Source organism: Halomonas getboli (assembly GCF_023094245.1).
Classification (GTDB): Bacteria; Pseudomonadota; Gammaproteobacteria; order Pseudomonadales; family Halomonadaceae; genus Halomonas; species Halomonas getboli.
This window is the reverse complement of sequence record NZ_JALMEW010000007.1, coordinates 187,728-209,311: the sequence shown is the minus strand read 5'-3', so window position 1 is coordinate 209,311 and position 21,584 is coordinate 187,728. Positions and strand designations below refer to the sequence as shown.

The following is a 21,584-nucleotide window of genomic DNA, read 5'->3' as shown; positions in this document are numbered from 1 at the left end:
GCCCACATGAATTATCTGATCGATTGTTAAAGAGCAGCTCGACTCAACGAAGAGAAGAGCGTCTCGCATCTGCCTGGCCGTTCGGCCGGCGCCCTGCGAGGAAGGCGTATTCTACGTGATCGGCGCGTCGTGTCAACCGGTGATCTTCAAGCCTCCGAGGAAGCGAAGCGGATGACCGAGCGATCGACTCCAGCGTCTGAAGCGATGTCCGATCGAGCGGTGAGCATTCTACCGTTTCCGGCGGACCTGTCAATCGAGCGTTTTCGACAACCTTCGAAAAACCTCAAGAAAAACAAGTGCTTCTACCACTCATCACCGCCTGCAACGTTGCCCGTCGCCGGCAGCGGATGCGTACTTTACGGATTCTCCCGCCGCGACGCAAGGACTATTTTCAGCACCTGCCCGACGGTAGCGGAGACGTCGCCGGAGCGACGCCTCCGCTGCCTCGTCATTCACCGATAGACAGGCGCACCATGCCGACACCGCTGCCGAAGCCGCGAATATCAATATCGTAGCTGCCGGGCTCCAGGCGCTTGGTGATCCGAGAGCCGAGCCCCAGATCGGGGGCATCGTCGTTCTGCTCGTCGACGCCCTTGCCGGTCAGCTGCATCACGGTATCCACCGCACTGGAGGTGCTCTCCAGGGTGACCTCGCGCGACTCGTCAACCACCAGCCGGTAGGAGAGCCGGCCGCCAGGCGTCAGCCGGCCGAAGACCGTCTCGCCCGGCGCGATCTCGCCGCCGTCGCTCATGCGCCCCTCGAAAGGCGACGACTCCGCGCTCAGGGTATAGACGCCGCTACCGCTATAGCTCTGCACTTCGAGGGTATAGTCGCCGGGTTCCAGCACGGCATTGATCAGCGAATTACGATCACCACCGCTGTCGTCGTCGCTGATATCGACGCCATTGCCCTGAAGATGCAGCATCGGGTCGAAGTCCAGCGAGTCGAGCGCCAGGTTGACCTCGGCGGTTTCCTCGACGGTGAAGCGATAGCGGTTCTCACCGACGCCGATGTACTGCCCGCGAACCTCTTCACCCGCGGCGATGGCCCCGTCATTGCGGAATTCGCCGTCGAACTCGCCGCGCCGCATCTCCAGCCGATACTCACCGGGATTGCCATCGTAGCTGCTCACTTCGACGCGGTAGTCGCCCGCCATCAGCACCGTCTGAACGCGCGAGTCGGTGCCGCTGCCGGTGTCGTCGTTGCTGACATCGGTGCCGTCGCCGGTCACGCGCAGCACGGTATCAAAGTCCGCCGACCCAAGATCCAGGACCACCTCGGAGGGCGCATCGAGATGCAGGGCATAGGCGTTCGGCGCGCCCGCCTCGAGGTTGCCGGTGATGCGATCGCCATCGCGCAGCGGCCCGCCGTTGCGGCGCCCTTCGGAGAGATCGCGCTGCGAGGCCAGCAGCTGGTAGACGCCGCCGGTGCTCAGCAGGTGGCTGGCGCACTCGGTGGCGGCCACATTGGGCTTGGGCGCCTGCCCCAGCTGGACGCGATAGTCGCCGGGCTCCAGATAGGCATCGAGGCGCAGCTCGCCCGGCGCACAGGACTCGGCCCGCTGGCTCACGTCCTCGCCGAGGAGCCGCATGTCGAGACCTTCCGCGCCGGACAGCGCCAGATTGAGATGCGCGGGCGCGTCCAGGCTGAGCGAGTATTCGGCCCCGCCATCTTTCAGCTGGCCGATCAGCGGCTGGTCTGGCGTCAGGGTATCGGCCTCGTCGGCCGCTTCCGCCGCGAGCGTGTAGGGGCCGAAGGCGCCGCCGCTGCTGCCGTTGACGACGACCAGGTTGCAGCGCTGCGCTTCCGGCGCACTCAGCAGCAGCGCCGACTCGCCGCCGGGACCGCTCTCGGCCGCTCCCAGCCAGTGCCCTTCGTCGTCGAAGGCCGTCAGCGTCGCCGCAAACGGCGCCTCCAGCGTATAGCGATAGCGTTTGGCATCGGCGCTGCCGCACAGCCAGTGCGCCGAGTAGCGCGTGCCGCTGTCGAGATTGACCGGGCTGGTCGAGGTCAGCTCGCCTTCGATACTGTTACCGGCCTTTACCTCCGGCGCCGAGACGAAACGCGTCTCGTCGTCGCTGCAGCCGGCCAGCAAGGTCAGCCCGACCAGACCCGCCAGCAGGCGTCCCGATGAGGCACTGAGAGTCCGAATTCCTTGGGTGTCCACGTATTGTCTCCCTACGAAGTGACGGTGCCCCGCCTCCGCGGGACAGCCGCACTATAGCGGAAAACGTGACGCCTCGAGATATCAGGCAGCGCCCCCGTGCAGACGCGCCTCCGTCACCAGCGAGTCCGGCCCGAGGTCAGCGATGGTGCGCGCGCCGGTCAGCGTCATGGCGACGCGCATCTCCTTGTCGATCAGCTCGAGCAGGTGAGCCACCCCCGCCTCGCCGGCGGTGGCCAGTGCATAGACGAAGGCACGCCCCAGCAGCACGCTGTCGGCGCCCATGGCGACCATGCGCACCACGTCGAGCCCGTTGCGGATGCCGGAGTCGGCCAGAATGGCCAGCTCACCCTTCACCGCATCGGCGATGGCCGGCAGCGCACGGGCGGAGGACGGCACGCCATCGAGCTGACGGCCGCCATGGTTGGAAACCACGATGCCGTCGGCGCCGAAGCGCACGGCATCGCGAGCGTCCTCGGGATCGAGGATGCCCTTGATGATCATCGGGCCGTCCCAGAACTCGCGGATCCACTCCAGGTCCTTCCACGAGATGGAGGGATCGAAGTTGTTGCCGAGCCAGGCGATGTAGTCCTCGAGCTCCGTCGGCTGGCCGCGGTAGTCGGACACGTTGCCCAGGTCATGGGGACGACCGTGAAGGCCCACGTCCCAGGCCCAGGACGGACGCGTCATGGCCTGCAGCATGCGGCGGATGCCGCCGTGCTTGCCGCTCATGCCGGAGTGGGCATCGCGGTAGCGCGCCCCGGGCACCGGCATGTCGACGGTGAAGACCAGCGTCTTGACGCCCGCGGCCTTGGCCCGCTCCAGCACATGCTTCATGAAGCCGCGATCCTTCAGCACGTAGAGCTGGAACCAGATGGGGCGATCCACGGCCGAGGCGACTTCACCGATAGGGCATACCGACACCGTGGACAGCGTGAACGGAATGCCCTTCCCAGCCGCGGCCCTGGCCGCCTGCACCTCGCCCCGCCGGGCATACATGCCCGCCAGCCCCACCGGCGCCAGCGCCACCGGCATGGCCATGGACTCGCCAAACAGCTCGGTCTCCAGCGACAGCGAGGACATGTCCTTCAGCACGCGCTGGCGCAGGCCGATCTCGCCGAGGTCCTCGACGTTGCGCCTGAGCGTGTGCTCGGCATAGGCGCCCCCATCGGCGTAGTGAAAGAGAAACGGCGGGATGCGGCGCTTGGCGGCCTGGCGATAGTCCGTGGCGGCGGAGATGATCATGGCGAGCCCTGTACAATGGATGAGCGATCGAGAAACGGCCGACGGGCCGGCGCGACGAGGGCTCGAAGGCCATCGACGCGGGCGCACGCGGCGCAAATAACGTCTCCAGTCGGGCGGCGCTTCGGCAGACACGGGGCGACTGTCGCCTCGCGCCCCATGATTGGTCAAACCAATTGACATCGACTGGTTACCGCACCCTATGGCCCGGCCAAGAGGGTGTCAAAATTCCGGGCGCAAAAGACGCTAATACCTTGGTATTAATCACTAAGCAGCGATCCACAAGCCCTTGAAAAACCAGCACAACATCGTGCGACGAAAAACGCATGATATTGGTAATACCAATTGAATGACGCTACCATGCGCCGACAGACCTCGCGCTCAGGAACACCGCCATGTCCTACCAACCCCTGCGCCAGCCGCGCCTCGCCGACGTGATCACCGAACGCCTCGAAGCCTTGATCCTAGAGGGCAGCCTCAAGCCCGGCCAGCGTCTGCCGCCGGAGCGCGAACTGGCCGAGCGCTTCGGCGTTTCGCGTCCCTCGCTGCGCGAGGCGATCCAGAAGCTCGCCGCCCGCGGACTGCTGCACAGTCGCCAGGGCGGCGGCACCTACATCACCGAGGACCTGCACAGCGGCTACAGCGACCCGCTGCTGGAGATGCTATCGCGCCACGGCGAATTCCACCTCGACCTGCTCGAGTTCCGCGACGCCATGGAAGGCCTCTCCGCCTACTACGCCGCGCTGCGCGCCACGCCCACCGACAAGGCGGTGCTGCTGCAGCGCTTCGAGGAGCTCGAGGCCCGTTTCGTCGCCCAGGACCCGGCCGAGGAGGCCAAGGCCGACGCCGCCTTCCACCTGGCCATCGCCGAAGCCGCGCACAACGTGATGCTGCTGCACACCATCCGCGGCATCTTCCACCTGCTCGAGAAGAGCATCGTGGAAAACCTCGAGCAGCTGTTCGCCAAGCCCGACGCCCGCGAGCGACTGATGACCCAGCACCGCGCGCTGCTCGACGCCATCCTCCAGGGCCGCGCCGAAGAGGCCCGCGCCTGCGCCCACGACCACCTGGTCTACGTCGAGGAAAACCTGCTGGCCGCGGCTCGCGCCGAGACGCGCGCCCAGCGCTCGCTACGTCGCGCCCAGTCCATGCCGACGCCCGATGCCTGACGCATGACGACCGCCTCACCGCTCCCCCGCCGACGCTATCTGCGCCTGCTGCTGGCGCTGGCCGGGCTGGCCGGCCTGGCGCTGTGCCTGTGGCAGACCGCCCAGGTCGCCCGCGAACAGGCGCTACAGGCGCTGCGCGACGACGCCGAGAACGAGCTGCGCCTGTCGGTGGCCGGCCTCACCGGGCACCTGTCCCGTCACGACTACCTGCCGGAACTGCTGGCCTCGCGGGAGGCCGTGAAGCGTTTCCTGGCGACACCTGCCCAGCAGGACCCGATGCCGCTCAACCGCCTGCTCGACCGCTTCCGCGCCACCGCCGACGTCTCCGACATCTACCTGCTCGACCGCTTCGGCGACACTCTGGCGGCCAGCAACTGGCACCGCGAGAGCACCTTCATCGGCGAGAACTACCGCTTCCGACGCTATTACCAGCAGGCCATGCAGGGCCAGAAGGGGCGTTTCTTCGGCCTCGGCCTGCGCTCCCAGGAGCGCGGCTACTACTTCTCGGCCCCGGTGTGGCTCGACGACACCGCGCCGAACGCCCGACCCGACGGCGTGATGGTGCTCAAGGTGCTGCTGCACGCCGTCGAGGACAGCTGGGCCGAACAGGACGCCGAACTGCTGGTCACCGACGATGACGGCGTGGTGTTCATGGCCAGCCGGCCGGAGCTGAGGCTCACCGCCATCGAGCCCCTCGAGGCGGCCGAGCTCGAGGCCCTGCACGCCTCGCGGCGCTACGGCGACGAACCGCTGCCGCCCACTGGCCTGCGCGAACTCGAACGACGCGGCGAGCGCGCCAGGCTGGTGGACTTCACCGACGGCCCGCTGGTCGACGAGCGCTACCTGAGCCTGACCCGGCCGGTGCCGGGCTTCGGCTGGGACATGCATATCCTCAAGCCGCTCACCCCGGTGGTCGACGCCCAGTGGCTGGCGGCGGCGCTGGCCGGCGGCCTCTACGGCCTGGTGGCGCTGGGCGGCGGCATCGGCTGGCAGCGGCGGCGCCTGCGCCGCGAGCGCGAACGGTTCGCCGAGCGCGAACGCCGCACCCTGGCCCGGGCCCGCGACGAACTGGAGCGCCACGTCGAGGCGCGCACCCGCGACCTGACCGCCACCAACCGGCGCCTGTCTGACGAGATCGAGGAGCGCCGCCTGGCCGAGCAGCGCCTGCGCGAGACCCGCGACGAGCTGGTCCAGGCCGCCAAGCTGGCGGTGCTCGGTCAGCTGGCCGCCGGCATCAACCACGAGCTCAACCAGCCGCTGGCGGCGATCCGCGCCTACGCCGAGAACGCCCGCGCCTTCATCGCCCGCAGCCGCAGCGAGGCCGCCGACGCCAACCTCGGCCAGATCGTCGAGCTCACCGAGCGCATGGCCGAGATCAGCGCCCAGCTGCGCCAGTTCTCGCGCAAGAGCGGCGACAGCCTGACCGCCGTCTCGGCGCCCTCCTGCTTCGACTACGCCCTGCGGCTGTTCCAGGCCCGGCTCGGCGAGGGCGACGTGGCGGTGGAACGCCGTTGGCCCGACGACGAACTCTGGGTGCGCGCCGACCCGGTGCGCCTCGAGCAGGTGCTGGTCAACCTGATCGGCAACGCCCTGCAGGCCATGGCCGAGACGCCGTCGCCGCGGCTGACCCTCGACATCGCCGCCGAGCGCGACCGGGTACGCCTGGCGGTGGCCGACAACGGCCCCGGCATTGCCGAGGACCGGCTGTCGCGCATCTTCGAACCCTTCTACACCACCAAGGCCGCCGGCAGCGGCCTGGGGCTGGGCCTGTCGATCTCGGCGCGTATCATCGACGACCTGGGCGGCCGCCTGGAGGTCGCCAACGGCGCCGAGGGCGGCGCTCGCTTCACCATCACCCTGCCCCGCGACGCGGGCACCGACACCCCGGCATCCAGCGAGGAGCGGCAATCCCATGCATGAGTCCCCGGCGACCCCGGTGATGATCATCGACGACGAGGCGCACCTGCGCATCACCGCCGGCCAGACCCTGGAGCTGGCCGGCTATGCGCCCCGGGCCTTCGAGCGCGCCGAGGATGCTCTGGCGGCGCTGACGCCGGACTTCCCCGGCGTGGTGATCAGCGACATCCGCATGCCCGGCATGGACGGCATGGCGCTGCTGCGCGAGATAGGCGACCGTGACCCCGACCTGCCGGTGGTGCTGATCACCGGCCACGGCGACGTCTCCACCGCGGTGGCGGCGATGCGCGACGGCGCCTGGGACTTCCTCGAGAAGCCCTTCGCCGGCGAGCACCTGGTCGAGGTGGTACGCCGCGGCATCGAAAAGCGCCGGCTGAGCCTCGAGAACCGCACTCTCAAGGCCGAACTCGAGGCCCAGCAGTCGGCGCCCGGCCCGCGGCTGGTCGGCCGCACGCCGGTGATCCAGCGGCTGGCCTCGATGGTCCAGCGCATCAGCCAGGTCGAGGCCGACGTGCTGCTGTTCGGCGAGACCGGCGCCGGCAAGGACCTGGTGGCCCGCGCCATCCACGAGCGCAGCCTGCGCGGCGGCCGCCCCTTCGTCGCCATCAACTGCGGCGCGGTGCCGGAAAGCACCATCGAGTCGGAGCTGTTCGGCCACGAGAAGGGCGCCTTCACCGGCGCCGTGGAGCGGCGCATCGGCAAGTTCGAGCACGCCCAGGGCGGCACCGTGTTCCTCGACGAGATCGAGTCGATGCCGCTGTCTCTGCAGGTCAAGCTGCTGCGGGTGCTGCAGGAGCGCAGCATCGAGCGGCTGGGCTCCAACCAGGCGGTCCCCCTCGACATCCGCGTGATCGCCGCCACCAAGGTCGACCTCAAGGCCGCCGCCGAGGCCGGCGACTTCCGCGAGGACCTCTACTACCGGCTCAACGTGGTGACGCTGCCGATCCCGCCGCTGCGCGAGCGCCGCGAAGACATTCCACTGCTGTTCCAGCACTTCGCGGTGGTGGCCGCCAATCGCAGCGGTCTGGAGGCACCGCCGCTGGATGCCGCCGGCACCTCGGCGCTGCTGGCCCACGACTGGCCCGGCAACGTGCGCGAGCTGCGCAACCTCGCCGAGCGCTACGTGCTGCTGGGCGTGACCTGCGACTACCGGCTGGAGGCGCTGCTGGAAGGCGGCGAGAACGAGGGCGGCGAGCTGCCGCTGCCGCGACAGGTGGAGCTGTTCGAGAAGAGCCTGATCAGCCAGGCACTGGCTCGCCACCAGGGCCGCGTCAGCGAGGTCTGCGACGCCCTGGACGTGCCGCGCAAGACGCTCTACGACAAGCTGAAGAAGCACGGCCTGAAGGCCGAAAACTACCGCCAGAACGCCGAGCCCTGAGCCACCAGATCGACCAGCGGCCGCCACGGCGGCAGCCAGGGAGAGAGGCTCACGATCACCGCCAGCATGGCCAGCGAGTTGCCGGGCTGGCGCCAGTCGAAGGGCTTGAGCGCGGTGCCGAAGGAGCGCTTGAGGCGCGCCCCGGTGAGATCGACGCTGTACATCTCGTCGAGCAGCAGATGGATCACGAAGCCCATCGACAGGGCCCCACCGTAGATCCAGGCCAGCCGGTCGGGCAGCGCGAACAGGTGATGGCTGAGCGCGGTGACGGTCAGCCCGCACAGCGCCGCCGCCAGCAGCGAGTGCCAGATGCCGCGATGCACGGTGAAGCGACAGAACAGCGCCCCGCCCAGATAGCGCACGCCCAGATAGATGCCGCCACAGGCCACCATCAGCGGCCCCGGGTCCAGCCGTCCCTGCAGCCACAACGCCCCGGCGACCACGGCGGGAATCGCCAGCAGGTTGAAGATCAGACGGATCGCCTTGGAGCGGTCGGCGTCGATGTCGGGGAGGATGCCGCCGAAGGTGATCAGCGCCAGCACCGGCAGGCCCTCGGCGAACGCCCACAGCCCGGCCTGCCAGCCGCCGTGGGCGACCACCGCGCCCAGGGTCGCGGCCACGCCGAGGTGGGTTCGGAAGTCGGCCATGCCCGCGGCGCCTCACTGACTGGATAAAACATCAGTTTAGCGCTCGGCATGACCAAAGAAAACAAGCGGTTGGCGGGTTACGCCTTTATTGCACATCATTGAGGTCACGCTGCCTCCCCAGGTCCGGTCCTCAGACAGGACAAGGGGCGACGGGTCATCCGACGAGGACCTCCTGCACCATGGGTGAGGAGGATTCCTCCAAACGGGCTGGCCATGGATGGCCAGCACCGGTCCTGCAAGCGGAGCAGGATGCGAGAGCGCTGCAGGGCGCCGGGAGCTACAGGGACGTATTCATGCGTGTCCTCGCCGGATGACTCTGAGCCCCGAGCCAGCGCTCGCTCGGAGCCACAGCCCATCACTCTTCGGCCGCCAGATACTCGTCCTTCAATTTGACGTAATTGCCGGCGGTATAGGGAAAGAAGGCGCGTTCCTTGTCCTTGATCGGGCGCAGCGCCTTGGCCGGGTTGCCGGCGTAGACGTGGCCGCCTTCCAGGCGCTTGCCCGGCGGCACCACCGCGCCGGCGGCGATGATCACCTCGTCCTCGACCACCACGCCATCCATCACGATGGCGCCCATGCCCACCAGGATGCGGTTGCCCAGGGTGCAGCCGTGGAGGATCGCCTTGTGCCCGACGGTGACGTCGTCGCCGACGGTCAGCGGGAAGCCGTCGGGGTTGAAGTCGCTGGCGTGGGTGATATGCAGCACGCTGCCGTCCTGGATGCTCACCCGCTGCCCGATGCGGATGCGGTGCATGTCGCCGCGGATCACCGCCATCGGCCACACCGAGCAGTCGTCGCCCAGCACCACGTCGCCCAGCACCGTGCAGGCCGGGTCGATGTAGACGCGTTCGCCCAGCTGCGGGCTCGTGCCCTTCCAGGGCCTCAGGGTCTTGGCTTCGCTCATCACACAGCTCCCGTGGTCAGATCAGTCCGGAGATCAATACTACCAGCGTCAGCGGAATCGACACCCAGCGCACCGTGGTGCGCCATACGCGAAAGCCGGTGGGGCCGGCGTCGAGCGCCCGCAGCGCCACCACCTCGGGCAGCACCCAGGCGGCGAACACCGCGATCAGGGCGCCGCCGACCGGCAGGAAGATCTCCGGCGGCACCGTGGTCACCAGCTCGAAGACATTCATGCCGAACAGCACCTTGAAGTCGGCCAGCGACGAGAACGACAGCACCGACAGCAGGCCGACCAGCCACACAGTCACGCCCACCACGGCGGCGGCCTGGCCACGCTTCAGCCCCCAGCCCTGCAGGGTGGCGACCATCGGCTCGGCCAGGTTGATCGACGAGGTCCAGGTGGCCAGCAGCAGCAGCAGGAAGAACAGCGACAGCCAGAAGGCGCCGAACGGCAGGTCGGCGAAGGCCACCGGCAGGGTCACGAACATCAGCCCCGGCCCCTCGGCCGGGTCCATGCCCTGGGCGAACACCACCGAGAAGATGGCGATGCCGGCCAGCAGCGCCACGGTGATGTCCAGCACCGCCACCCCGAGCGCGGCCCGCGGCAGGCTCTGGTGGTCCGGCATGTAGGCGCCGTAGGCCATCAGTGCGCAGGCGCCCACCGCCAGGGTGAAGAAGGCGTGGCCCATGGCCGCGATCAGCACCGAGGGGGTGATCGCCGACAGGTCCGGGGTGAACAGCCAGGCCAGCGCCGGGCCGAAGCCGTCGGTGGTGGCGGCGTGCCCGGCCAGCACCAGCAGCAGCAGGTAGAGTAGCGGCATCAGCAGGTTGTTGAGCCGCTCCAGGCCCTTGGTCACCCCGGCGGCCACCACCAGCATGGTCATCGCCAGGAACAGGGTGTGGTTGAAGGTCATGCGGCCGGGATCGGCGAGGAAGTCGTCGAAGCCGGCGCCGACCTGGGCGGCGCTCTGGCCGACGAAGTCGCCGTTGATCGACGAGACGAGAAACTCGATCGACCAGCCGGAGACCACCGAATAGAAGGACAGGATGCAGAACACCGTGAAGGCGCCGAACAGCCCCAGCCAGCGCCAGTGACGGCTATGGCCGGACTGGGCCGCCAGGTGGCTCAGCGACTGCATCGGGCTGCGGCGGCCGGCGCGGCCGATCAGGATCTCGGCCATCATCACCGGCAGGCCCAGCAGCGCCACGAAGGCCACGTAAAGCAGCAGGAAGATGGCGCCGCCGTTCTCGCCGGTGATATAGGGAAAGCGCCAGATGTTGCCCAGCCCCACCGCGGCCCCGGTCACCGCCAGGATAAAGGCGCGGCGGCTGCTCCAGCGCTCCAGGGTCTCGTTCATCGCCTCGTCTCCGGCCTGCAGTTGCAAAAGGCGCCAAGCCTAGCACATTGAAACCCGGCCCGGCCGCCCGCATCTAACAGCTGTTTCCCTTTCCATCCGAGGTGCGCATGTCCACGAATCCCCTGCTCGACGCCCACACGCTGCCGCCCTTCGCCGAGATCCATCCCGAGCACGTGGTGCCGGCCATCGAGACGCTGCTGGCGGAGAACCGCGAGGCCATCGAGGATCTGGTGGCCCGGGCCGAGCGGGAAACGCCCCGCTGGGAGACCCTGGCCGCGCCGCTGGAGGCCCTGAACGACCGCCTGTCGCGGGCCTGGTCCCCGGTCTCGCACCTCAACGGCACCATGAACAACGAGGCGCTGCGTCAGGCCTACGAGACCAGCCTCGGCCTGCTCTCCGACTACAGCACCTGGCTCGGCCAGCACGAGGGCCTGTTCCGCGCCTGGCAGGCGCTCAAGGACGGCCCGGCCTGGGCCGAGCTCGACGAGGGCCAGCGCCGCACCGTCGACAACGCCCTGCGCGACTTCCGCCTGGCCGGCGTCGACCTGCCGCCTGAGCAGAAGCGCCGCTACGGCGAGATCCAGTCGCGGCTGTCGAGCCTGGCCAACACCTTCTCCAACCAGCTGCTGGACGCCACCCAGGCCTGGCACCTGGACCTGCCGGACGCCGACAGGCTGGCCGGCCTGCCCGAGAGCGCGCTGGCCACGCTGGCCGCCAACGCCGAGGCCAAGGGCCGCGAGGGTTATCGCATCACCCTGGACTTCCCCAGTTTCCTGCCGGTGATGACCCACGCCGACGACCGCGAGCTGCGCCGCGAGGTCTACACCGCCTTCGTCACCCGCGCCTCCGACGAAGGCCCCAACGCCGGCGAGTTCGACAACGCCCCGGTGATGGAGGAGACCCTGGCGCTGCGCCGCGAGCTGGCCGAGCTGCTGGGCTTCGCCACCTACGCCGACTACTCGCTGGCCACCAAGATGGCCGAGTCCCCGGAGCAGGTGATCGGCTTCCTCGACGACCTGGCCGAGCGCGCCGTGCCCCAGGCCCGCGAGGAGTTCGCCGAGCTGGCCGCCTTCGCCCGCGACGAGCTGGGCCTGGCCGCCCTCGAGCCCTGGGACGTGGGCTACGCCAGCGAGAAGCTGCGCGAGGCGCGCTTCGCCATCTCCCAGGAGCAGCTGCGCCCCTACTTCCCCGCGCCGCGGGTGGTCGACGGCCTGTTCCAGGTGGTCGAGCGGCTCTACGGCGTGACCTTCGAGGAAGACGAGAACGCCCCGCGCTACCATCCCGACGTGCGCTACTTCCGCATCCTCGACGAAGGCGCGCCGATCGCCGGTTTCTATCTCGACCTCTATGCCCGGGAGGGCAAGCGCGGCGGCGCCTGGATGGACGAGTGCCGGGTGCGGCGCCTGGAGGGCGACGCGCTGCAGCTGCCGGTCGCCTACCTGACCTGCAACTTCACCCGCCCGGTGGGCGACCGGCCGGCGCTGCTGACCCACGACGAGGTCACCACCCTGTTCCACGAGTTCGGCCACGGCCTGCACCACATGCTGACCCGCCAGACCGTCGCCGACATCTCCGGCATCAACGGCGTGGCCTGGGACGCGGTGGAGCTGCCCAGCCAGTTCATGGAGAACTACTGCTGGGAGCGCGAGGGCCTCGACCTGATCGCCGGCCACGTCGACACCGGCGAGCCGCTGCCGGCGGCACTGTTCGACAAGCTGCTGGCGGCCAAGAACTTCCAGTCGGCGATGGGCATGGTGCGCCAGCTCGAGTTCTCGCTGTTCGACTTCCGCCTGCACCGCGAGGCCGCCGCGCCCTCCGCCGCCGACATCCAGGCTCTGCTCGACGAAGTGCGCGACGCCGTCTCGGTGGTGCCGCGCTCGGCCTTCAACCGCTTCCAGAACGGCTTCGGCCACATCTTCGCCGGCGGCTATGCGGCGGGCTACTACAGCTACAAGTGGGCCGAGGTGCTGTCCGCCGATGCCTGGAGCGCCTTCGAGGAGGCCGGCATCTTCGACCCCGAGACCGGCCGCCGCTTCCGCACCGAGATCCTCGAGCGCGGCGGGTCCCGCGACGCCGCGGCGCTGTTCCGCGCCTTCCGCGGCCGCGAGCCCAGCGTCGAGCCGCTGCTGCGCCATAGCGGCATCCGGGCGGCCTGAGAAAGCCGCCTGAGAAAAGCGGCCCGAGACAGCCCCCTGAGCGACATCATCGGCACGGCGCGCCACCACTCCGGCGCGCCGTGTCGGTTAGAATGACGGCACGACGTCCCGCAAGACGCCACACTCATCGATTCCCAGGAGGCCTCATGGCCACCCAGAAACGCTTTATCGCCGGCGCCATCTGCCCGCGCTGCGCCGAGGTAGAGTGGCAGCGCATCCGCATCGCTTGAACACGTCACACCGAATTCTTCAGGAGGCCCTCATGGCCACCCAGAAACGCTTTATCGCCGGCGCCATCTGCCCGCGCTGCGCCGAGATGGACCGCATCCGCAGCTGGGAGCAGCACGGCATCCGCTACCGCGAGTGCGTGAGCTGCGACTTCTTCGAGCAGCTGCCCATCGAGGAACAGGCGATGCCCGAGCTCGAGACCCGAGTCAATCGCGAGCCGAGCGAACCGCAGGCCGACGACCTGCAGACCGTGAAGATCCTCGACCCCAAGGGCTGAGCCCCGTGTTCGCCGCGGCCCGCCCGCTGGTTCCCCCTCGTCGGGTGCTCGAGGCGCTCGGCCTGGCCGCGGCCGCCGCCCTGCTGGTGGCGCGCATCGACCTGGCCACCCTGGCCGCCGGCCTGGGCGTCTTCCTGTGGGGCATGACCCATCTGGAAGACGCCATCAAGCGCCTCTCCGGCGGCACCCTCGACCGCTGGCTGCATGACGCCACCCGCAGCCCGCTGCGGGCCATCGGCGTCGGCGCGCTGACCACCGCCCTGGTCCAGTCCAGCTCGCTGGTCACCCTGCTGGCGATGTCCTTCGTCGGCGCCGGGCTGGTCGCCCTGCCCGGCGCCATCGCCCTGATCTTCGGCGCCAACCTCGGTACCACCACCGGCGCCTGGCTGATCGCCGCCTTCGGCCTCAAGATCGACCTGGCCAGCTACGCCATGCCGCTGCTGGCCCTGGGACTGATCGGCGGGCGGGTGCTGCAGGGCGCCCGCGCCGGCATCGCCACCCTGCTGCTCGGCGTGGGGCTGCTGTTTCTCGGCATCGACTTCATGAAGCTGGGCTTCGAGGCCTGGCAGGACGGCCTGTCGCTGAGCGGCCTGACCGGCGAACGCGTATGGCACTGGCCGCTGTTCGTGCTGTTCGGCGTGGTCGCCACCGTGGTGATGCAGTCGAGCCACGCCACCCTGCTGATCGTCCTCACCGCGCTGGCCTCGGGGCAGTTGCCCTATCTGCCGGCGCTGGCCATCGCCATCGGCGCCAACGTCGGCACCACCGTGACCGCCCTGATGGGCGCCCTGGGCGCGGGCAGCGCCGGGCGCCGGCTGGCCGGGGCGCATGTGATCTTTAACCTGATCACCGCCTGCGTGGCCCTGGCCCTGCTGCTGCCGCTGGCCTGGCTGGTGGACGCCCTGGCCGGCCTGTTCGGCATCCCCGAAGATGACTGGACGCTGAAGCTGGCGCTGTTCCACACCCTGTTCAATGGCCTCGGCATCCTGCTGATGCTGCCGTGGATTCCCCGCCTGGCCGGGTGGCTGGAGCGCTGGATTCCGGACCCCGCGCGCCAGGACCCGGCCCAGGCCCGCTATCTGGACGACACCGCCCTGGAGCACGCCGATACCGCCGTGGCGGCCATGGAGCAGGAGGCGCGGCGCCTGGAGCGGCGCGCCTATCACCTGCTGTGTGCGGCGATCCTGATGCCCAGCGCCGAGGTGATCGGCCACCCGCCGGACCGCGAGGCGGCCCGGGCCGTGATCGCCCCCGACGCCTGGCCCTCGGTCAACGCCCGCTATCACGAGCGCATCAAGCCGCTGCTGGCGGAGATCCTCGACTTCTACGCCCGCATCGACGTGCCGCTCACCGAGTCGCAGGAGGCGCGGCTCAACGTCCTCTACGAGCGCAGCCTGCGGCTGGTCGAGGCGGTGCGCTTCGGCGAGGTGCTGCAGCGCAGCCTGCTGCGCCACGCCGCGCCGGACAGCCCGCTGCGCGAGGCCCACGACGATCTGCGCATGGCGGTCGCCGAGGGCCTCAACCGGCTGGCCAACGCCCCGGAAAGCCCGCAGGCCGGCGGCGCGCTGGAGGAGACCCGCCGCCACTGGCAGCACGAGCTGGCCGAACGCCTGCGCCGGCAGCGGCTCGACGCCTGGCAGGCCTCCTCGCTGATGAACGACCTGCATCAGGCCAGCCGGCTGCTGGAGGCGCTGAGCCCGCCGGATGCCATTCGCTGATCCATGTGCGGAATTCCGCACAAAGCTGGAGGCATCATGTGCGAATTTCCGGAAATTCCCCGCCTGACGAGATTCGACCTTTGTCGCAACACTATTTTTTAACTTTATGAAATAAAGAAAGTTTTCCCGTTGTGGAACAACCCTTGCTGTTATCTGGACGTCGCAAGCGGGCCCGAGCACCATCCGTTCGGACCGACCACAATGAACAATCCCGACGGGAGAAACGCCATGTCCACCACCACCCGGATCCTCACCAGCACCCTGGCCGGCGCCATGCTGATCGCCGGCAGCGCCCAGGCCGATCGCAGCGAATGGCCGGAAAGCTTCACCGTGGGCACCGCCAGCCAAGGCGGCACCTACTTCGTCTACGGCTCCGGCTGGGCCAACATGATCGCCGACGAGCTGGGTCTCTCCGGCGGCGGAGAGGTCACCGGCGGCCCCAACCAGAACCTGGCGCTGGTGCACACCGGCGAGCTGGCCCTGGGCCTGACCACCATGGGTCCGGCCGCCGAGGCGAAGGCCGGCCAGAGCCCGCTGGCCCCCGGCGTGCCGATGGACAACGTCTGTGCGCTGTTCCCGATGTACGAGACGCCGTTCTCAGTCACCACCCTGGCCGACAGCGGCATCGAGTCGATCTCCGACATCCCCGACGGCGCCACCATCGGCTTCGGCCCGGCGGCCTCCACCTCCGACACCTATTTCCCGAAGATCCTCGAGGAGCTGGGCGTGGACTTCGAGCGTCGCAACGGCGGCTGGAACGACCTCGGCGGCCAGCTGCAGGACGGCCTGATCGACGTCATCGCCTTCGCCGCGGGGATCCCGGTACCGGCCGTCAGCCAGCTCGAGGTGCAGACCGACGTCAACATCATCGAGTTCACCGAGGAAGAGCAGCAACAGATCGTCGACGCCTTCCCGGTCTCGCCGTTCCAGATCCCGGCCAGCACCTACCAGACCCTCGAGGAAGATGCCCAGGCGGTCTCCATGTGGAACTTCACCATCGGTGGCTGTGATCTGCCCGAGGACTTCGTCTACGAGATCACCAAGCTGAGCATGGAAAACAACGACCGCATGCGCGACATCCACCGCAGCGCTCAGTTCAGCGTGCCGGAGAACATCAAGTACAACACCGTGCTGCCGTTCCACCCCGGCGCCGTGCGCTGGTACGAGGAAAACGGCTACGAGATTCCGGAAGACCAGCAGCTCTGATCCACTGACCGTTCCGCGACCCCGCGCCGCCCCGGCGCGGGGTCGCTCGAAGCATCCCAAGCCTCATCGCCTGTTCCCCGAGGGTGACTCCCATGTCCCAGCATCACGATCCCCGTCACGCCGAGCGTGACGACGAGGAGGTCACTCCCGTCGTCGCCGAGGGCGTCGACGACGACGCGGTGGAATCCAACCGCCGCCTCTACACCGGCTGGCAGTGGCTGCTGTTCGCCGCCATTGCCATCGCCTACTCCAGCTTCCATCTGATCTCGCTCAACCTCTATCCGATGGAGACCTGGTCATTCCGCATCGTGCACATCTGCGGCGCGCTGATTCTCGGCTACGGCCTCTATGCAGGCACCCGCTTCGCCGAAGACGGCCGTGCCCGCTCGCCCGCCTGGCTGGGCTGGCTAGCCTATGCACTGCTGATTCCCGCGGGCTACGCGCTGTTCCAGGTGTTCATGATGCAGAACACCCTGAGCGGCGGCGCCATGCGCATCGCCCCCGAGGTCGAGGCCTTCCACTATGGCTACCCGCTGATGCTGGCCACCGCCGCGGCCATCGTGCTGTCGTGGAGCTTCCGCCAGTATCGCCACCGCCTGTCGCCGGCCGACCTGGTGCTGATGGTCTGCGCCATGGCCAGCGCCGGCTACCTGCTGGTGATGTTCAACAGCCCACTGCGCGCCTCCACCGGCACGCCCTTCGCGCCCATGGGCATCTCCTACGCGGCCATCGCCGGCGCGGCACTGATCCTCGAGCTGACCCGCCGCGTGGCCGGCCTGGCGCTGGTGGTCATCGCCGCCGTGTTCCTGGCCTACGTGTTCGCCGGCCCCTACCTGCCGGGCTTCCTCGGCTATCCGGGCCTCTCGGTGGGCCGCTTCTTCAGCCAGGTCTACACCGACGCCGGCGTGCTCGGCCCGACCACCGCGGTGTCCTCGACCTACATCATCCTGTTCATCATCTTCGCCGCCTTCCTGCAGGCCTCGAAGGTCGGCGACTACTTCGTCAACTTCGCCTTCGCCGCCGCCGGCCGCGCCCGCGGCGGCCCGGCCAAGGTGTCGATCTTCGCCTCCGGCCTGATGGGCATGATCAACGGCACCAGCGCCGGCAACGTGGTCTCCACCGGCTCGCTGACCATCCCGCTGATGAAGAAGGTGGGCTACCCCGCCCGCAGCGCCGGCGCGATCGAGGCCGCCGCCTCCACTGGCGGGCAGATCATGCCGCCGATCATGGGCGCGGGCGCCTTCATCATGGCCGAGGTCACCGGCATCCCGTACACCGAGATCGCCGTGGCCGCGCTGATTCCGTCCATCCTCTACTTCCTGTCGATCTATTGCATGGTCGACTTCGAGGCCGCTCGCAAGGGCATGCGCGGCATGCGCAAGGACGAGATCCCGCTGTTCTCGAAGCTGGTCAAGCAGGTCTATCTGTTCGCCCCGATCATCATCCTGATCGCCGCGCTGTTCATGGGCTACTCGGTGATCCGCGCCGGCACCCTGGCCACCGCCTCGGCCGCCGTGGTGAGCTGGATCTCGCCCAACAAGATGGGCCCGATGGCGATCCTGCGGGCGCTGCAGCTGGCCGGCACCATGGCCATCCAGATCATCGCCGTGTGCGCCTGCGCCGGCCTGATCGTCGGCGTCATCGCCCTGACCGGCGTCGGCGCGCGCTTCTCCTCGCTGCTTCTCGGCCTGGCCGGCGTCAGTCAGCTGCTGGCGCTGTTCTTCGCCATGTGCATCTCGATCCTGCTGGGCATGGGCATGCCGACCACGGCCGCCTACGCGGTGGCCGCCTCGGTGGTCGCTCCCGGCCTGATCGAGATCGGCATCCAGCCGCTGGTGGCGCATTTCTTCGTGTTCTACTTCGCGGTGGTCTCGGCGATCACTCCGCCGGTGGCACTGGCCTCCTACGCGGCGGCGGGCATCTCCGGGGACAACGCCATGGGCACCTCGGTGGCCTCGTTCAAGATCGGCCTGGCCGCCTTCATCGTGCCGTTCATGTTCTTCTACAGCCCGGCGATGCTGATGGAAGGCTCCTGGCTGCAGATCCTGCGGGTCGGCGTGACCGCCACCCTCGGCATCGTGCTGCTGTCGGCCACCGTGCAGTCCTGGTTCTTCGGCCCGGTGAAGCAGTGGCAGCGGCTGGCGATGCTGGTCGGCGCGCTGTGCATGATCTACGGCGGCATCGTCACCGACGTGGCCGGTCTCGCCATCGGCGCGGCGCTGCTGCTGATGCAGCGCGGCCGCCACGGCGGCGGCACGCCGAGCACGGCGGCGTCGAACTGACGCCAACGGCTCTGCCGATGCCCCGATGGACAAAGGGCCCGCCACTGGCGGGCCCTTTTACGTTGATCGCATCACCGGGCACGGGCGCCTTGCCGACACGGCTCGCGGCTCCTCAGGAGACAGCTTGGTTCAGGAGACGGGCCGCCGATGCGCCGGCATCACACGAGCCGGAAAACAAGAGGGCCCTGCCATCGCTGGCAGGGCCCTTCTCATTCATCACGCTGCACCATCGGCTCAGCCGCAGATGTTGTCCACCACCCGCAGCGTGGGCTCGGCCTGGTTGAGCGTATAGAAGTGGAGTCCCGGCGCGCCGCCGTCGAGCAGGCGCTGGCAGAGCCGCGAGATCACGTCCTCGCCGAAGGCGGCGATGGATGCGCTGTCGTCGCCGTAGGCCTCGAGCTGCTTGCGGATCCAGCGCGGGATCTCGGCGCCGCAGGCATCGGAGAAGCGCGCCAGCTTGGTGTAGTTGGTGATCGGCATGATGCCGGGCACGATCGGCGCCTCGACGCCCAGCGCGCGGGCCCGCTCGACGAAGTGGAAGTAGGCGTCGGCAGTGAAGAAGTACTGGGTAATGGCGAGGTTCGCCCCGGCCTTCATCTTGCGCGCGAAGTTCTCCACGTCGCGGTCGAAGTTCGGCGCCTGGGGATGGGTCTCCGGATAGGCGGCCACGGCGATGTTGAAGTGGTCGCCGGTCTCCTCGCGGATGAACTCGACCAGCTCGTTGGCGTAGCGCAGCTCGCCGATGCCGCCCATGCCGGAGGGCAGATCGCCGCGCAGGGCCACCAGGCTGTCGATGCCTTCCTCGCGGTACTGGGCCAGCAGGTCGCGCAGCGCGGCCTTCTCGCTGCCGATGCAGGACAGGTGCGGCGCGGTGGTGAAACCGGACTCGCGCACCATGCGCACGGTGTCGGTGGTACGATGCTGAGTCGAGCCGCCGGCGCCGTAGGTGACGGAGAAGAAGCGCGGGCCACGGGTGGCCAGGGCATCGCGGGTCTGCATCAGCTTGTCGCGCCCGGCCTCGGTGTTGGGCGGGAAGAATTCGAAGCTGATACCCAGCGGGTGCTCTTGTGCGCTCATCGATCCAGTCCTCTTGATGGAGCGGTGAAGGAGCCGCGCCGGCGACGGGCGGCAAATGAATGCGACTATTGTGGCCAGCCGGCGGCGCGCCGACCAATGAAAGTTTCGTCGGTCCTGTATCGATTCCATTCATGTGGAATCCGGTATCTTCATGACTGAGACTCCAGATGCCCGCCGCGGTCGCCTGACAGGCCCGGCCCGAGCGGGCATCATGAGGCCCCGCTCGACAAGGAAGACGACGACGCATGAGCCTCGATCCCGATACCCTGATGGGCCCGCTGTGGACGCTGCTGGCCTTCGTCGGCCTGGGCTGGCTGGCGGCCCGGCGGCTGGCCGTCGATCCGCGCCCCATCGCCACCCTGCTGATCTACCTGATCGCCCCGCTGACCTTCTTCCGCGGCCTGATCCTCGGCGGGCCGACCCCGGCCTACCTGCTGATCACCGCCTCGCTGTACGCCGCCGCCTGCCTGGTGGCACTGCTGGTCAGTGCGATGGCCCGGCGCGCCCTGCCCGGCGAGGAAGGCGCGGTGCTGGCCTTCTCCGCCGGCACCGGCAACACCGGCTACTTCGGCCTGCCGGTGGCGCTGGTGCTGCTGCCGCCGGAGGGCGTGACGCTGTACCTGTTCGGCGTGCTGGGCGTGACCCTCTACGAGTTCACCCTGGGCTTCTATCTCAGCGCCCGAGGCCGCTTCGCGGTGCGCGAGAGCCTGACCAAGATCCTGCGCCTGCCGCTGATCTACGCCTTTCTGGCGGCACTGCTGGTGGAGGGCGCCGGGCTCGAGGTGCCGGACGCGGTGATGGAGGGGCTCGAGGTCTTCCCGCCCGCCTACACCCTGCTCGGCATGATGATCATCGGCATGACGCTGGGGCGGGTCTCGATACGCCAGTTCGACTGGCGCTTCATCGGCGCCTGCGTGGCGGTGCGCTACGTCTTCTGGCCGCTGCTGGCGCTGGGCGCGGTGCTGGCGCTGCAGGCCACGGCCGGCCTGTCGCCCGCACTGGCCACGGCGCTGCTGCTGATCGGCGTGGTGCCGATGGCCGCCAACGTGGTGGTGGTGGCCATGGAGCTCGGCATGGCGCCGGAGAAGGGCGCCCTGGCCGTGCTGCTCACCACCCTCGCCGCCCCGCTGCTGATCCCGTTCTATCTCGGCTGGATGCTGCCGCTGATCAGCGGCTGAGCACGCTCAGGTCCGGCGCCACCAGCACGCTCGCCGCGGACGGCCGGGCCCTCAACCGCTCGAGGTAGGCCGAGACGCGGGGCGAGTCGGCCAGCAGGGCCTCGGCGTCCTCGATGCCCGCGAGATAGTCGAGCATCGGGGCAGCGATGGCATCGGCCACGGAAAACGCCTCACCCACCAGGTAGTCGCCCTCGGCCAGCGGCGCCTCCAGCACCTCCAGCGCCCGCGCCACTTCGGGGCGTGCCGCGGCGACGGCCTCCTCGCGCACGGCACCGCCCTCGCCATTCGGAAACACGAACTCCAGCAGATAGCGGCGCACCAGGGCCTGGTCCACGTAGCCCGCCAGCAGGCCGGTCCACTGGTCGACCCGCGCCCTCTCCCAGGGATCGTCGGGCTGTAGGGCCGCCCCGCCGAACGCCGCATCCAGGTAGCGGCAGATACTCGGCGTCTCGACCAGCCGGCGCTCGCCGTGCAGCAGGACCGGCACCTTGCCGTAGGGATGCAGCGCCAGGTGCTCGGGGGAATGCATCGCCAGCGGTCTGCCGTCGGCCTCCACGCCCAGGGAGTAGGGGACGCCCTTTTCCTCGCAGCACAGCTGGACGCTGCGCACGAAGGTGCTGAACTGGGGGCCGACGATATGCACGGAAGCGCTCATGCGGGATCACTCCTTCGATGGGGAACGCT

The 21,584-nt window shown here is 68.9% G+C and carries 17 protein-coding genes; 10 read left to right on the top strand and 7 right to left on the bottom strand.

The window, feature by feature from the left end:
• Positions 1-448: 448 nt before the first annotated feature.
• Together MYL53_RS14920 and lldD are read right to left on the bottom strand one after the other, a co-directional pair.
• Complete coding sequence (locus MYL53_RS14920; RefSeq protein WP_247854736.1) at positions 449-2,167, bottom strand: pre-peptidase C-terminal domain-containing protein; 1,719 nt, start codon at positions 2,165-2,167, stop codon at positions 449-451.
• Positions 2,168-2,248: 81 nt separating this feature from the next.
• On the bottom strand, positions 2,249-3,409 hold the full coding sequence (lldD, locus tag MYL53_RS14915) for an FMN-dependent L-lactate dehydrogenase LldD (protein ID WP_247854735.1): 1,161 nt from the start codon (positions 3,407-3,409) through the stop codon (positions 2,249-2,251).
• 392 nt (positions 3,410-3,801) lie between these two features.
• On the opposite strand from lldD, the gene MYL53_RS14910 reads away from it, so the two are divergent.
• From MYL53_RS14910 to MYL53_RS14900, 3 genes are read left to right on the top strand one after another with little or no spacing between them, the layout of a single operon-like run.
• The gene (locus tag MYL53_RS14910; protein WP_247854734.1) at positions 3,802-4,575 is read left to right on the top strand and encodes a GntR family transcriptional regulator; all 774 of its coding nucleotides are present in this window, start codon (positions 3,802-3,804) and stop codon (positions 4,573-4,575) included.
• A gap of 3 nt (positions 4,576-4,578) precedes the next feature.
• Positions 4,579-6,495, top strand: coding sequence for a sensor histidine kinase (locus MYL53_RS14905; RefSeq protein WP_247854733.1), 1,917 nt, complete (start codon positions 4,579-4,581; stop codon positions 6,493-6,495).
• Positions 6,488-7,870, top strand: a complete 1,383-nt coding sequence (locus MYL53_RS14900; RefSeq protein ID WP_247854732.1) for a sigma-54-dependent transcriptional regulator — start codon at positions 6,488-6,490, stop codon at positions 7,868-7,870. The genes MYL53_RS14905 and MYL53_RS14900 overlap by 8 nt, the downstream gene beginning before the upstream one ends.
• On the opposite strand, the gene MYL53_RS14895 is transcribed toward MYL53_RS14900, so the two are convergent.
• The 3 genes from MYL53_RS14895 to MYL53_RS14885 all read right to left on the bottom strand — a co-directional run bounded on the left by MYL53_RS14895 (position 7,846) and on the right by MYL53_RS14885 (position 10,778).
• A complete protein-coding gene (locus MYL53_RS14895; protein ID WP_247854731.1) occupies positions 7,846-8,517 on the bottom strand; it encodes a metal-dependent hydrolase in 672 nt (223 codons plus the stop codon). The genes MYL53_RS14900 and MYL53_RS14895 overlap by 25 nt on opposite strands.
• Positions 8,518-8,872: 355 nt before the next feature.
• Positions 8,873-9,421 (bottom strand): gamma carbonic anhydrase family protein, encoded by a 549-nt coding sequence (locus MYL53_RS14890; protein WP_247854730.1) that lies wholly within the window; start codon positions 9,419-9,421, stop codon positions 8,873-8,875.
• 16 nt (positions 9,422-9,437) lie between these two features.
• On the bottom strand, positions 9,438-10,778 hold the full coding sequence (locus tag MYL53_RS14885; RefSeq protein ID WP_247854729.1) for a sodium-dependent transporter: 1,341 nt from the start codon (positions 10,776-10,778) through the stop codon (positions 9,438-9,440).
• A 107-nt stretch (positions 10,779-10,885) separates the two neighbouring features.
• Here MYL53_RS14885 and prlC point away from each other — a divergent pair, with 107 nt between their 5' ends.
• The 6 genes from prlC (at position 10,886) to MYL53_RS14860 (ending at position 18,645) form a co-directional block, all read left to right on the top strand.
• The gene (gene prlC, locus MYL53_RS14880) at positions 10,886-12,934 is read left to right on the top strand and encodes an oligopeptidase A (RefSeq protein ID WP_247854728.1); all 2,049 of its coding nucleotides are present in this window, start codon (positions 10,886-10,888) and stop codon (positions 12,932-12,934) included.
• 92 nt (positions 12,935-13,026) lie between these two features.
• Positions 13,027-13,164: a YheV family putative metal-binding protein gene (locus tag MYL53_RS17375; protein WP_425591763.1), complete on the top strand. Its 138-nt coding sequence runs from the start codon at positions 13,027-13,029 to the stop codon at positions 13,162-13,164.
• 32 nt (positions 13,165-13,196) lie between these two features.
• Positions 13,197-13,439: a YheV family putative zinc ribbon protein gene (locus MYL53_RS14875; protein WP_035597144.1), complete on the top strand. Its 243-nt coding sequence runs from the start codon at positions 13,197-13,199 to the stop codon at positions 13,437-13,439.
• Positions 13,440-13,444: 5 nt separating this feature from the next.
• Entirely contained in the window at positions 13,445-15,157 is a 1,713-nt protein-coding gene (locus MYL53_RS14870) for a Na/Pi cotransporter family protein (protein ID WP_247854727.1), read from the top strand.
• Between the two features lie 228 nt (positions 15,158-15,385).
• On the top strand, positions 15,386-16,363 hold the full coding sequence (locus MYL53_RS14865; protein WP_247854726.1) for a TAXI family TRAP transporter solute-binding subunit: 978 nt from the start codon (positions 15,386-15,388) through the stop codon (positions 16,361-16,363).
• 92 nt (positions 16,364-16,455) lie between these two features.
• Positions 16,456-18,645, top strand: a complete 2,190-nt coding sequence (locus MYL53_RS14860; RefSeq protein WP_247854725.1) for a TRAP transporter permease — start codon at positions 16,456-16,458, stop codon at positions 18,643-18,645.
• A 234-nt stretch (positions 18,646-18,879) separates the two neighbouring features.
• On the opposite strand, the gene metF is transcribed toward MYL53_RS14860, so the two are convergent.
• The gene (gene metF, locus MYL53_RS14855) at positions 18,880-19,722 is read right to left on the bottom strand and encodes a methylenetetrahydrofolate reductase [NAD(P)H] (RefSeq protein WP_247854724.1); all 843 of its coding nucleotides are present in this window, start codon (positions 19,720-19,722) and stop codon (positions 18,880-18,882) included.
• A gap of 245 nt (positions 19,723-19,967) precedes the next feature.
• Between metF and MYL53_RS14850 the strand changes: the two genes are divergently transcribed.
• Positions 19,968-20,900, top strand: coding sequence for an AEC family transporter (locus MYL53_RS14850; RefSeq protein ID WP_247854723.1), 933 nt, complete (start codon positions 19,968-19,970; stop codon positions 20,898-20,900).
• Here the strand turns inward: MYL53_RS14850 and MYL53_RS14845 are convergent.
• Positions 20,890-21,555: a glutathione S-transferase family protein gene (locus tag MYL53_RS14845; RefSeq protein ID WP_247854722.1), complete on the bottom strand. Its 666-nt coding sequence runs from the start codon at positions 21,553-21,555 to the stop codon at positions 20,890-20,892. The two genes, MYL53_RS14850 and MYL53_RS14845, sit on opposite strands and share 11 nt — an antisense overlap.
• Between the last annotated feature and the right edge of the window lie 29 nt (positions 21,556-21,584).